This is a genomic window from Candidatus Sulfotelmatobacter sp., from assembly GCA_035498555.1.
Lineage (GTDB): Bacteria > Eisenbacteria > RBG-16-71-46 > RBG-16-71-46 > RBG-16-71-46 > DATKAB01.
This window is the reverse complement of record DATKAB010000103.1, coordinates 1-12478: the sequence shown is the minus strand read 5'-3', so window position 1 is coordinate 12478 and position 12478 is coordinate 1. Positions and strand designations below refer to the sequence as shown.

Below are 12478 nucleotides of genomic sequence, written 5' to 3'. Positions count from 1 at the left end.
CTCGCCGCTCGGTTCCCGCGCATCGCGAACCACACGCATAGCGCGATGAACAACGCCGTGCACGAGCCGAAGACCGCGAGCAGTGGATCGAAGCCACCGCGGATCAGTCCGTAGAGATCCCGGCACGCGGAGGGCGCCGCCAGCAGCGCCAGCAGGGCGCTGATCAGCCGAAGGATGAGGGGGCGGCCAGACGTTTCGGCCCGTGAATCGGGGTAGGTCATCGCGGCTCCTGTGGTGGCGGGGTCGCCTGAAGGAGAGGCCTCCGCTATCTGAGTTATCGGCGTGCGGGTCGGGCGGCTCGACGGTCATGCTCCGAAGATTGCAGTGGGCGAGGCGCAACCCATTCCCAGTTCACGGGATAGTCGCGCTGGGGCAGCCGAGGCGGCGAACTTCCCTCCTCGGAAGGGCTTGCCCCTCCCATCCGCAATCTTCCGAGCATGACCGAAAAGTCGGCGGGTGGAGGCAGTTTTCGGTGCTGCCGGAGGTGACTGGAGCGGGGAACCGGGCTGGCATTAGATTCGCTGCGGCTCATTCTCGAATTCTCGTGCCGTCCTCTTCCCGGGAGAATTCCATGCCTCGCTCCGAAGCGCGCATCCGACTCGTCGCCGTTTTCGCCGCGTTCGCGGTCTTCGCACCGGTCTCCGCCCGCGCCGCCGACGATTTCGCCGACGTGCGCAAACAGATCACCGCACGCCACGACGAGGCGGTGAAGCGACTTCAAGAGTGGATCGCGCTGCCCTCGATCGCCGCCGAGAGCCTCAATTCGGCCGCCGGCGCCGAGCGCATGGCGCAGCTCGCGCGCGACGCCGGCTTCCAGAGGGTGACGATCGTCCCGACCGACGGCAAACCCGGCGTGTTCGCCACGCTCGATGCGGGGGCGGCGAAGAGCGTCGGTCTCTACTTCATGTACGACGTCAAACAGTTCGATCCCGCCGAGTGGACGTCGCCGCCGCTCGAAGCGCGCCTCGTGGACAAGTCGGGATTCGGCAAGGTGATCGTCGGTCGCGGCGCCGTGAACCAGAAGGGACCCGAAGCCGCGTTTCTCGCCGCGCTGCACGCGCTGCGGGGCGCAGGGCGCAAGCTGCCCGTCAACCTGGTGCTGGTCGCCGAGGGCGAGGAAGAAATCGGCTCGCCGCACATCGGGCAAATCGTCCATCGCCCCGAGGTCGAAGCGGCGCTGCGCAAGTGCGTCGGCGTGTTCATGCCCGCCGCATCGCAGGATCCGGATGGCGTCGTCACCGTGAGCCTCGGCGCCAAGGGCGTCGTCGAGCTCGAGCTGGTGTCGAGCGGCGAGAAGTGGGGGAAGGGGCCGTCGAAGGACATTCACTCGTCGCTCAAGGCGATGGTGGACAGTCCCGCCTGGCATCTCGTCAAGGCGCTCAACACGCTGGTCTCGGAAGACGGCAACACGATTCTGATCGACGGCTATCCCAAGCCGCGCCCGCTCTCGGACGAAGAGCGCGCGATGATCGCCGAGTCTTCGAAGCGCCGCAGCGAGGCGCAATCGAAGAAGTCGTTGTCGGTGAGCCGGTGGATCGACGACCTGCCCTGGCAGCAGGCGAACGAGCGGCTGGAATCGCAGCCGAGCGTCAACATCGAGGGGCTGGTGGGCGGCTACACCGGCCCCGGCGGGAAGACCATTCTGCCGCACCGCGCGGCGGCGAAGCTCGACATGCGCCTCGTTCCCGACATGAAGAAGGACGACGCGGTGGCGGCGCTCAAGAAGCATCTGGGGTCGCACGGATTCGGCGACCTCGAGGTGAACGTCACCGGGGGCTACGACCCCACCAGCACCGCGGCCTCATCGCGCCTCATTCAGGCGCAGATCGCGGTGCTGAAGCAGAACGGCATCGATCCGGTGCTGTGGCCGCGCAACGCCGGCTCGTACCCCGGCTACGTATTCACCGGCGAGCCGCTCAGGATGGCATCCGGGCATTTCGGTCTCGGGCACGGCAGTGGCGCGCACGCGCCCGACGAGTACTACGTGATCGAATCCTCCAACCCGAAGGTGCAGGGATTCGACGGCGCCGTGCTGTCCTTCGTCCAGTACCTCTACGAGCTGGCGAAATAGCGATCGAATCAGCGCATGACCGCGACGCGCCGGGTGATCGACTGCCCGGCTGCTTCGAGTCGCAGGAAGTAGACACCCGCGCCGCCCGCGCCGCGCGCGCTGGCGGCGTCCCAGTTCTCGGAGTGGACGCCGGCCGCGCGTGGACCGTCGGCGAGCGTGGCGAGGCGCCGCCCGGCGACGTCGTAGAGCTCGAGCCTCACGTGCGCCGCCGCCGGTAGCGAATAGTCGACCCGGGCCGCGCCGTGCGCCGGGTTCGGCCACGCCCGCAGCGCGAGCGACTGGCTCGGTGGCGCCTCGGGCACTCCCGCCGAACCCGCGTCGAGAAAGCCCGCTAGGTTGAACGCCGAGAAGCCGCCAGCCGCGCCGAACTGGCCGCCGGCGTCGAATCTACCGCTCGAGCGCAGGATCGCGATCGGCCGGCCCTCCATCAGCGGGTTCCAGGTGACCGTGCCGCTGCTGGCGTCGAGTCCCACCAGGCCCGCGATCAGCTGCCCGGCGATCTGCGTGTACTGCCCGCCGGCGTAGAGCGTATTGCCATCCAGCACCAGTTCGTTCACGTTGCTGTTGGCGTCGGCGGTGAATCCCAGCGTGGCGCCGGTTGTGGGATCGAGCGCGGCGAGACAGCTGTGAGGCGACCCGTTGACCGACGAGAACGCGCCGCCGATGTAGACCGCGGAGGGTCCCGCCGCCACCGAATAGGCCGGGAAGTTGGTGGTGGCGTTGAACGAGGTCGCGTTCCCGAGCGTGGTGTCGACGGCCTGAATCACTCCCGAGAGCAGGAACGAACCCACCGGGTACGAAAGATAGAGCAGGTTGTGGAGGCTCATGGCGTTGGGGATCGCGCCACCGCCCGGGTTCCAACCGCTCACCGCCCCGCTCGCCTCGCTCACGCGCGCGATGCGCACGCGGTGTACGCCGCCGACGTAGTTGAAGTTGCCGATCAGGTAGAGCCAGGGGTCGCCGGCGAGAATGTGGATGATGGGTCCGTCCACGTCGGCGCTCCAGGAGGGAAGCGCAAGCCCGCTGGTGCCATCGAGCGCGGCGAGCCGCAGCCGTGCCTGACCGCCGACGTGGGTGAAGGCCCCGGTGGCGAAGATGGTGTTGCCCGAGCTGGCCAGGTCGCCGACCGGATAGTCCGGCTCCGGATCCCAACTGGTCGGCGCGCCGGTGGAAAGATCGAGTGCGGCGAGATAATTGCGAGTCACTCCGCCCGCGAGGCCGAACGCGCCGCCCGCCACCACGCGGCCGCCCGACCACGCGAGCGCGAATGCGACGTCGTTGGGAGAGGGATTCCAGCCGCTCGCGACGCCGGAAGACGCGTCCACCGCCGCCAGGTGCTGATTGAACTGCCCGCCGATGATGGTGAACGGTCCCGAAACGTAGACCGTGCTCCCCGCGAGCAGCAGCGTCTGAGGCTTCAGATCGGGAGTCGGATTCCACGCGAGCAGGCTGTTGAGCACCGGATCCACCGCGGCGATGCCGGTGCGCGCGGTGGAGAACACGCTGGTGAAGTCGCCGGCGATGTAGACCGCCGACGCCCCGAGCGCCAGCGAGCGCACGGCGCCGTTCAGCACCGGATTCCACGGCGTGACGCCGCCGTTGGTCAGGTTGAAGCTGGCCAGATAGGTGCGCATGGGCGTGGTGTTGGTGACGAAGCCGCCGCCCGCGTAGAGCGCGCTCGCGCCGAGCGCCATGGTTTTCACCTCGCCGAACAACGGCGGGTTCCAGGCGGTCACGGTTCCGGTGTTCGCGTCGACCGCTCCGAGTCCACTGTGAGAGGCGCCGCCGAGCTGAGTGAACGAGCCGCCCACGTAGAGCGTGCTGCCCGACAGCAGGAAGCACTCGACCTTGTTGGTGGCGCCGGGATTCCAGCTGGCGGTGACGCCGGTGTTGGCGTCGACCATGCCGAGGTTCTGCCGCGGCTGCCCGCCCAGCGTGTCGAGGAACCCGCCGACGTAGAGATTGCTTCCGTTCAGGAGCAACGCGTACACGGTGCTGTTGGTGCCCGGATTCCACGGCGAGACCGAGCCGTTGGCCAGCACGTGGGCAAGGCGCTGCCGGGGCTGGCCCCCGACGTAGAGGAAATCGCCGCCGATGAACCAGCCGCCCGCGCCGTCCGACACCATCGCATAGACCGGAGCGTCCACGCGAAGCGTGGGCAGGATCACCGCGCCGGTGGTGGCGTCGAAGCTCGCGAAGCATCCGGTTGGCGGCGCCAGCTGATGAAAGTTGCCGCCGATGTAGAGCGTGTTGCCGATGCGGGTGACGCCGTAGACGAGGCTGTCGGCGACCCACAGCCGGGGATCGAGCGACTGGGCGCGGGCGCCGGCCAGCCACACGGGCAGCAGGAGAGCCGCGAACGACGCGGAGCGGGCCCGGCGCGAAATTGACACGCGCCAGAGGCTGGCGTGGGCGGAGTGGAACAGCGATGACCGGGGCATGAGCGTTTCCGGGTGCGCGTCGGCGCTGGACCGCGCCTGACCCTGCTACGTCCGGGAGCGCCCGAGCGAACAAACCGGGCCGGGCCTGCGTAGAATCCCGGCATGCGCTCGACCCGATCTCTCGCCCGGCTCGCCGGGCTGCCTTACCTGCTTGTCTCGATTCCCGGCTTCTACGGGCTGATGTACGTGCCATCGAAGCTGATCGTGCACGGGGACGCCGCGGCCACCAGCCGCAGTCTCCTCGCCTCCGAAGCCTTCTTCCGCAGCGGGATCGTCGCGGATCTCGTCGGCCAGGCCCTGTTCATCCCGGTGGCGCTGGTCCTGTATCGCCTGCTGAAGGGCTCCGGTGCGATGGCGGCCGCCCTGATGGTGATTCTGCTCGTCGTCCAGATTCCGCTTGCTTTCGTCGCGGAGGCGCACCATCTCGATGCCCTGAGGATTCTCGATGCCGCCGGCCCCGGGCGTGCGCTTGGCGAGGCGCAGCGGGATGCGCTGGCGATGCTGGCGTTGGGGTCCTACTCGAGCGTCATGCAGGTGAGCGAGATCTTCATGGGGCTGTGGCTCTTCCCGCTCGGCTGGCTGGTCTACCGGGCGGGCTTCCTCCCCCGGTGGCTCGGGCTCTCGCTGTTCGTGGCGGGGGGCGCCTATCTGGCCGACAGCCTGGCGTACCTGCTGTCGCCTTCACACGCGCAGGCCATCGGCGCGATCGCGTCGCGGTTGCGAGCGATCGAGCTGGTCACGCCGCTCTGGCTCCTGATCATGGGCGCGAAGGACCAGCCGATCACGCCTTGAGCAGGTTGATCTGCCACAGCTCGCGCGGGCTGGTGCGCAGCAGCGGATTCAGCGCGAGCCAGCCGGTCGGGCCGATGCTTCGGCGCAAAAAGTCCATTTCGACGAGGCGGGAGCGCACTTCAGGATCCGGCGGCAAATCGACGCCCACCGAGCGCGCGATCAGGAGACCCTTGGCGCGAATCGAAAGCTCGAGGTGGATCCGGAGCAGGCACAGCATGTCGGCGAGCACGGTGCCCGAGAAGCGATGGCGGATGGATTCCATGTATTCGCCGACCGGGGATCCGAGCACCTCGCCATTCAGGAGCTGCTCGAGCCGCTCGACGTCACCGTCGAGCCCTCGCCCGAGCCAGTCGCGGGTGGCGCGCTCGCTCAGCGAGAACACCACGATCACCAGCAACGGCATGGCGAACAGCAGCATCACCGTCGCGAGCAGGGGATTGAGCAGCAGGTGGTTGTAGAGCGAATGGGCGCCGATCGCGAGCGCGAGCCCGGGCAGGAACCAGTGCAGCCTTGTCGATCCGTGCCGCTCGGTCAGATCGCGCGCCAGGATCGCGACCACCGCCGTGGTCGAGCCGTGCAGCACCGCGGTGCCGAGCCCGCGCACCACCCACACCGCCAGGCTGAACGTGCTGAGCTTCCAGGCGTAGTAGACGTTCTCGAGCAGCGCGAAGCCGGTGCCGACCGCGAAACCATGGATGCCGGCGTCCACCATGAAGCCGATCCGCTCGCGGCGGATCAGGTGGATCACGAACATCGCCTTGAGCGACTCCTCGACCAGTGGTGCGATGTAGCGCCGTACCAGCGCGGGCTCGAGATGGAGTCCGATCTCGGCCCATTGATTGATCGGGTAGGCGATCAAGGCCACGGTCCCGCCGGCCAGGATCGAGATCAGCACGTCGCGCCCGTGGACCAGCTTGAAACTGTCCATGAGTTGCAGCGCGAGCAGGAACAGCACCACCGGGATCAGCCCGACGGCCAGACTGGCGAGCGGGATCACAGGACTTTGAGCGACGCCATCCATTCGTGCCGGATGGGAAGATCTCGCTGGTAGGCCTGGGCGTAGCCGACCGACAGCGTGAAGGGCTGCTGCGACAGCAGCGTGATGCGGAGGTCGAGCTGCGCCCCGAGATCGCCAAGCGTCTGCCGGAGGGCCGGGTCGTCGAAATTCGTCGAGAGCGCCGAGCCGAACAGTGAGGTGCGCAGCCAGGTGGCGTAGAAGCCGGGCACTCCCTGGCGTTCGAAGTGCAGCGGCGGCAGATTCCAATCCAGCATGGCGCGAGCGTAGTGGGTGCCGGCCGCCTCGTCGATCTGGATTCCCGGGAAGCTCTGGCTCACGCGGTAACGTTTCACTTCCTGCCAGTCCAGAATGTTGTTGCCAAACGCTCCAAAGAAGAAATTGGCGAACGGCTCCTGGCGATCGCCGGGCGAGATGCCACCGGCGGTGCGCAACCAGATCGATGAGTTGCGGAGCGGCAGCGGCACTCCGGCGTCGGCGGTGGCCTCGATCATCGGGAATCCCTTCCACCACGAGTGGTCCGGCCGTTCGAAGCGGACCAGATTGAAGTTTCCGGTCAACCGGCCGAGCCAGCCCTTTTCGGGATCCACCGAGCCGATCGACGAGCGCGTGTTCTTCTCGCGCAGCTCGATGGTGCCCGCGACCAGCCGTTGAAAGTCCGGCGAGGTCGCGACGTTCTGGTTGTCCGGCAGTCGCTCGAGCCCGGTCCAGCCCTCGACGCCGGCGTGGAGATCGAGGGTGTGCGGATCGTCGCGCACCAGCGAATGGTCCCAGTAAATCTGCCCGGATTGGCCCTTGCGGCTGGTCTTGGTCGGCCCGACCAGGTCGTAGAACGAGGCCGGGTTGTAGAGCAGACGCACTTCCCAGGCCGAACGCCTGTAGTCGAGCCTGCCGTGCCATTCCTCCTCGGCGGGCAACACGGTCTGAGGCGTGTACGAGCCGGTGAGCGTCAGATCGTGAAAGGTCGCGGGGTCGGCGAATTTCGCCTGCAGGCCGACTCCGGTGTAGGCCTTGTAGGTCTCGACCACCGGATACAGGCTCACCATGCGTACGCTGCGGAGCGGGCGGTAGGGGCCCCGATGCGTGATCAGGGAGTCGATCGGCACCGAGCTGGGAGGCGGGATCTTCCAGCTCTCGAGCTGGGGGTGGCGCGCGATCACACCGGCGCCGAAGAAGTTGATGGCGCTGACATCGGTGAGCGGGTGGGCCTCGATCATGGCCGGCACGAAGCCTCCCCCCGAATACCGGAACACCACCAGCGAGTCGCCGCGCAGCGGCACCGGCCGGAAGAAGCCGATCTCCGCATTGGTCACCACGTCCATCGAATCGGCGGAGAGGTCGTAGCGGAAGATGTTCGAGACGCCGGTGTAGTACGAGCTGCCGAACAGATAGCGACCGTCGGGGGAGAACACGAAGCTGGTGGGGATGGAATTGCCGAAGTCGTAGATCGTGCGACCGGTGGTGTCACCCTGCGCGAGGGTGGCGATGTCGTAGACCCGAAGCGATTGCCGGCCGCTCGCCGAAGCCATCGACAGCGAGAGCCGGGTTCCGTCGGGCGAGATGTCGAGATCGTAGACGTCTTCCGAGTAGGGGAAGGTCGCGATCCGGTGGTAGTCGGTATAAGGCGGCGGAATACGGACCACGGTGGAGAGTCCGTTGAAGTGGCGGACCGCCCACAGCGAACGATCCTGGCGATCGAACGCGAGATCGCCGAGGCGCGCGTCCTTCATCAGCCGCTTCGAGCGGCCGGTCCTGGGATCCAGCTCGCACAGATCCCGCCAGTCGTTGTTGTCGGTGGAATAGAAGAGCGTGCGGCCTTCGGGATCCCAGGCCAGCGAGCAGACGAAATGGAGCGCCGGCCCCTTCACCTCGTGAAGTTTGCGGATCGGCCCGCCGTCCATCGGGATCGCCGCGACGTGCGCGACGGTGCCCGGGTAGAAGACCGCCGCGTAGATCGTGCGGGCGGCCGTGTCGGCGCAGGCGCGCGACACCGATCCGAGCGCGCGCTTCGAGAGATCTCGGTATGAAGTCGTCGGAAACTTCCGCACCGAGTCCAGATTGGCGCTCTGGAACTTGCGCTCATCGTCCTCCCATTGCCTCCATCCTTCGATCAGCGGGAGGCCGGTGACCTTGCGGAACTGCCGGGCGTAGTAGGCGCTCGAGCCCTCGCGGCGCGACACCCAGCTCATGAACGCGTCCGGACCGAATCGGTCCGCCATCCAGGTCATGAACCGCGTACCGTACAGATAGGAGTTCACCCCCACCTGGAAGTCGGTTCGCGCGCCCTGGGCTTCGAGACCGAGCGGGTCGTAGAAGTGTCGCTGATCGCGCACCAGCGCGCGGAAGAACATCTCGTCGTAGGGGCCCTGCGCGCGGCCGAGCCCGCCCGACATCCAAGTCTCGAAGAACACCGCGGTGCCTTCGCGATGCCAGCGCGGTGCCGCGCGGCGCGGCATGCTGAGAAAGCCGTAGAGGATGGTCTCCGGGTGCTCGGCCGACTCGCGAACCTTTCCGAAGAACAGGTTGCGGAAGAATCGGTCGCCACTGGCGGCCTGGTCGAGCGTCACGATGTGCGCCAGCTCGTGGTTCATGATGAAGTTGATGCGTTCGTTCGAGGGCGCGGTTTCGTAGACGAAGTTGGTCGGCTCGATCTGAATGCTCATGGTGTTCCGGGGGCTTCCGACCACGGCGGCGTTGCCGTAGTCGGAGTTGTCCACCAGCATCACGGTCACCTTTTCGCCGGGCGTGTAGCCGAAATTCTGGCGATGGAAGCGCATCGAGTTCTCGAAGCAGCGCGCGGTGTAGTCCGCCATGAACCCGAGCGTGGAGCCCGGATAGATGAGGCGCAGATCCCGGGTCTCGATGCACTGGTAGGGATTGCGGGCGTACGCGAAGCCGGGGAGAAGCGATCCCAGCAGGAGCGGCAGCAGCCAGCCGAGTGGAATGGGACGTGTTCGCAGGCGGCGCATTGGGGCGGCTCTCCGGAACGAACGACGAGGAGACTCCGCCTTGCGCGGAGCCTCCCCGCCTCGCAGTTCCCGGTGGAGGGGGAACCTGGTTTGGGCTTACTCGCCCGAGGGCAGCACTGCCTTGGAGAGATCGCCGGAGGTCGCGAGCCTGGCGAATCCCGCGTCGCCGATCACCTGCTTGAAGTTGTCGTCGGCGACCATCTTCGAGAATCCATCCGCCGCCATCACCTTGAGTCCGTCGGTGGAGGCCATCTTCGCGAATCCGTCCATCGAGCACAGCTTGGCGAAGTTGTCGTCGCTGACCAGCCTGGCGAATCCATCCGTCGCGCAGAGCTTGGCCAGGCCGTCGCCGCTCGCGATGCGGGCAAAGCCTTCGGTCATCACGCACTTCGACAGATCGCCGGTCGACGCGATCGACTTCCACTCCGCGGTGTTGCGGATTGCCGCGTTGTCCGCGCCCATGACCAGCTTGTTATAGTCGGCCGGGCTGGTGATCTTGGCGGCGTCGGCGGCGCCCATCAGCCGCTTGAAACCGTCCATCGCCGCGAGCCTGGCGAAGTTGTCGTTGCTCACCAGCTTCGCGAATGCGTCGTTCGAGGCCAGGTGTGCGAATCCCGCGTCACCCACGACCTTGGCGAAACCATCGCTCGCCGCCACCTTCGCCAGATTGTCGCCGGCCGAAAGCTTCAGGAACGCGTCCGAGCTCACGATCTTGGCGAAATTGTCGCTGGCCGCGAGCTTGGCAAACCCGTCGCTGGCGATGATGTGAGCGTACTCGGGATTGGTCTGAATCTGATGAAAGACGTCGCTCTGCAGAAACGCCTGCACCTGCGGATCCTTGAGCGTCACGTCCTTCCCGCTCATCTGCTGAGAGGCGTAGCGATTCGCGCCTCCGATCGTCGCCTCGACGCCGGTCTTCGGCGGGGTGAGAGCCTTGAACGCCAGAAACGCGACGCCCAGAGCCACGATGGCGACGATGATGATGAGATTGCGGTTGTTCTTCATGGTCGGCCTCCTTTGAGAACCTGGGGTATCTGTCCGAACACTCGCTGCGACCTGTGAAACTTCAGGAACAAGGACACGTCACTCCGGAAAAGGTTGGCGGCGCTGGCGGCCTACCTCCTGGGGGATGTCGGCGGAGGCAGCGTTCCCTGCGCGCGCCCGCCCGGGGAGACCAGGGCCAGCTGCAGGGGCGCCCGAGCGCTCCCCGTGGCCTTAAGCTCCAACTCGAAGCGCCCTCCCGTGCCGGGATTGAAGCGCACCAATCCGGGTGACAGCTGGACGCTGGCGTCTGCGCCCTCGGGAGAACGCAGCGCCACCACGCTGGTCACGGCCGGGTCGTAGGTGATCTCGACCACCACGCTCGCCTCGGGGGTCAGCCGCAGGCCCAGACGCCGAGTCCCCTCGCCCTCGGTCAGGAAGGCCTCGAGCCGCGCCGTGCCCTGGTTCAGGGTCAGGGCGTCGCCCCGGGTCTGCTCCAGGGGCGCCATCGACCCGCTCACGTCGGTCGAGGGCGAGGGGGTCCGGCCGAAGCGACCGGTGAAGGCGGCGAAACCGAGGACACCGGCCAGCAACCCCATGGCGAACGGTGTCAGCACCGCGAACAGCGGGCGGCGGCCGATCGGCGATCGGCCGGCCGGGCGCGGCGAGGGCTGCGCCTGGGTTCGCCGGGCGCGAATCTCGGCCAGCACCGCTCCGCGGAGGTCGCTCGGGGTCTCGGCCGGCGGTGTGCGGCCCAGCGAATCGAACAGCGCCTGGAGCTCGGCGCGGCGCGCGCGCCCCTCAGGATGAGTGGCGAGCCAGGCCGCGAGCCGCTCGCGTTCGGCGGCGGTGGCTTCGCCGTCCAGTGCCTCCTGGAGCAGGCGCTCGTACTCGGTCGGAATCATGGGGCTTCGACTCCCTGAGCGCGCAGCTGCCCCTCGAGTCGGACTCGGGCGGTGTGCAGGCGCGACTTCACGGTCTTCTCGGGCACGTGCATCATCTCGCTCATCTCCCTGTGCGAGAGCCGCAGAAAGTGCCGGAGCACGAGAACCTCGCGATCTTCAGCGCGCAGACGCATCATCGCGACCTGAACCCGCTCGGACTCTTCCGAGCGCTCGTAGCTTGCTTCGGGACCGGCCTGATGAGAGGGCATCGCCACGTCCAGGGGTTCGTGCACTCGGCGTCGTTTGCGGAAGTTGAGGCATTCATTGAGCGCGATCCGGTAGAGCCAGCTGAAGAACCGATGCTGGCGATCGAAGGTCGAGAGCTTCTCCCACGCCTTGACGAACGCGATCTGGGAGAGATCCCGGGCATCCTCGGGATCGCCAACCATTCGCAGGGCGAGGTTGTAGATCACCCGACCGTACGCATCCACGAGATCTCCGAATGCTTCCTCGTCCCCGTTCAGTGCCCGGGTTACGAGGGCGATCTCGTCCAACTCGGTCATAAGGACACCGCCCGCGGCCTAAGGTTGATGCCCGCGCCCGTTTGGCGCTGCTATTCAATCGTGAAAATACGATCGAGCCCAGCGTAGGCGAACACGTTACGGACTCGCGGCAGCAGGTTGACCAGCCGGACCGTCTGGCCACGGGCCGTGAGCCGCTTGTAGGTCTCCATCAGCACGCCGATGCCGGCGCTGGAGATGTAGTCGAGCTGGGCGCAGTCGAGCGTCAGGGAATGGTGCAATTCCGCCAAGACACTCTGAGCGTGATCGGATTGAGAGGCGTCCAGCCGGCCGGTCAGCCGCACGAGGCCCTGCTCCACGACTTGGATCTCGAACATCAGGGGTCGAGCCTCTTCCTTACCGTGACGACGCTGTCGCCGTCCCGGTGCTGGTACTCGAGCGCGTCGGCGATGCTGCGCACCAAATGGATCCCCAGCCCCCCGGCACGCCGCTCGGAGACCGGGGCCTCGACGTCGGGTTTCGGGGCTCGGGTAGGGTCGAAAGCCGGAACGCCGAAGTCGCGGAGCTGAACCGTCAGAACGGGTCGCTCCCAATCCAGTCCGACCCGGATGGGATGGCGACCGGGGGCGTACTTTACCATGTTGGTGAAAAGCTCCTCGACGATCAGATCGAGGTCCCAGGCATGGCGATCGTCGATGCCGCGGGCGGCGAGGAAGCTGCGGACGAACCCGAAGATCGGCTCGAGGGAGCCGAAGTCGCGGGGGAAGTCCTGCTCCAGCATGAGCGGAGGATAGGGCCGAGGTG

11 protein-coding genes are annotated in these 12478 nt (G+C 67.0%); 2 read left to right on the top strand and 9 right to left on the bottom strand.

All coding sequences use genetic code 11. The features are described from left to right. The coding region (locus tag VMJ70_09395) for a hypothetical protein (protein ID HTO91333.1) at nucleotides 1–221 on the bottom strand (221 nt) is incomplete at its 3' end. Nucleotides 222–571: 350 nt separating this feature from the next. Between VMJ70_09395 and VMJ70_09390 the strand changes: the two genes are divergently transcribed. Then, entirely contained in the window at nucleotides 572–2071 is a 1500-nt protein-coding gene (locus VMJ70_09390; protein ID HTO91332.1) for a M20/M25/M40 family metallo-hydrolase, read from the top strand. Between the two features lie 8 nt (nucleotides 2072–2079). Here VMJ70_09390 and VMJ70_09385 read toward each other — a convergent pair whose 3' ends face one another. Further along, nucleotides 2080–4512, bottom strand: a complete 2433-nt coding sequence (locus VMJ70_09385) for a T9SS type A sorting domain-containing protein (GenBank protein ID HTO91331.1) — start codon at nucleotides 4510–4512, stop codon at nucleotides 2080–2082. Nucleotides 4513–4614: 102 nt separating this feature from the next. Between VMJ70_09385 and VMJ70_09380 the strand changes: the two genes are divergently transcribed. Beyond that, nucleotides 4615–5304 (top strand): DUF4386 domain-containing protein, encoded by a 690-nt coding sequence (locus tag VMJ70_09380; protein HTO91330.1) that lies wholly within the window; start codon nucleotides 4615–4617, stop codon nucleotides 5302–5304. Here VMJ70_09380 and VMJ70_09375 read toward each other — a convergent pair. The 7 genes from VMJ70_09375 to VMJ70_09345 form a co-directional block, all read right to left on the bottom strand. Then, a complete protein-coding gene (locus tag VMJ70_09375) occupies nucleotides 5294–6301 on the bottom strand; it encodes a PrsW family glutamic-type intramembrane protease (protein HTO91329.1) in 1008 nt (335 codons plus the stop codon). The genes VMJ70_09380 and VMJ70_09375 overlap by 11 nt on opposite strands. After that, complete coding sequence (locus VMJ70_09370; protein ID HTO91328.1) at nucleotides 6298–9288, bottom strand: hypothetical protein; 2991 nt, start codon at nucleotides 9286–9288, stop codon at nucleotides 6298–6300. Before VMJ70_09370 ends, VMJ70_09375 begins: the two co-directional genes overlap by 4 nt. 96 nt (nucleotides 9289–9384) lie before the next feature. Continuing rightward, on the bottom strand, nucleotides 9385–10293 hold the full coding sequence (locus tag VMJ70_09365; protein HTO91327.1) for a hypothetical protein: 909 nt from the start codon (nucleotides 10291–10293) through the stop codon (nucleotides 9385–9387). Nucleotides 10294–10403: 110 nt separating this feature from the next. Next, complete coding sequence (locus VMJ70_09360) at nucleotides 10404–11174, bottom strand: hypothetical protein (GenBank protein HTO91326.1); 771 nt, start codon at nucleotides 11172–11174, stop codon at nucleotides 10404–10406. Continuing rightward, nucleotides 11171–11716 (bottom strand): sigma-70 family RNA polymerase sigma factor, encoded by a 546-nt coding sequence (locus VMJ70_09355; protein HTO91325.1) that lies wholly within the window; start codon nucleotides 11714–11716, stop codon nucleotides 11171–11173. The genes VMJ70_09360 and VMJ70_09355 overlap by 4 nt, the downstream gene beginning before the upstream one ends. A 50-nt stretch (nucleotides 11717–11766) precedes the next feature. After that, nucleotides 11767–12051 (bottom strand): STAS domain-containing protein, encoded by a 285-nt coding sequence (locus VMJ70_09350; GenBank protein ID HTO91324.1) that lies wholly within the window; start codon nucleotides 12049–12051, stop codon nucleotides 11767–11769. Continuing rightward, the coding region (locus VMJ70_09345; protein ID HTO91323.1) for an ATP-binding protein at nucleotides 12051–12478 on the bottom strand (428 nt) is incomplete at its 5' end. The genes VMJ70_09345 and VMJ70_09350, both read right to left, overlap by 1 nt.

What these genes read in the sequence shown, in the direction of transcription:
- VMJ70_09390 (HTO91332.1), top strand. Translation starts at nt 572, where the DNA reads ATGCCTCGCTCCGAAGCGCGCATCCGACTCGTCGCCGTTTTCGCCGCG.
- VMJ70_09385 (HTO91331.1), bottom strand. Translation starts at nt 4,512, where the DNA reads ATGCCCCGGTCATCGCTGTTCCACTCCGCCCACGCCAGCCTCTGGCGC.
- VMJ70_09380 (HTO91330.1), top strand. Translation starts at nt 4,615, where the DNA reads ATGCGCTCGACCCGATCTCTCGCCCGGCTCGCCGGGCTGCCTTACCTG.
- VMJ70_09370 (HTO91328.1), bottom strand. Translation starts at nt 9,288, where the DNA reads ATGCGCCGCCTGCGAACACGTCCCATTCCACTCGGCTGGCTGCTGCCG.
- VMJ70_09365 (HTO91327.1), bottom strand. Translation starts at nt 10,293, where the DNA reads ATGAAGAACAACCGCAATCTCATCATCATCGTCGCCATCGTGGCTCTG.
- VMJ70_09360 (HTO91326.1), bottom strand. Translation starts at nt 11,174, where the DNA reads ATGATTCCGACCGAGTACGAGCGCCTGCTCCAGGAGGCACTGGACGGC.
- VMJ70_09355 (HTO91325.1), bottom strand. Translation starts at nt 11,716, where the DNA reads ATGACCGAGTTGGACGAGATCGCCCTCGTAACCCGGGCACTGAACGGG.
- VMJ70_09350 (HTO91324.1), bottom strand. Translation starts at nt 12,051, where the DNA reads ATGTTCGAGATCCAAGTCGTGGAGCAGGGCCTCGTGCGGCTGACCGGC.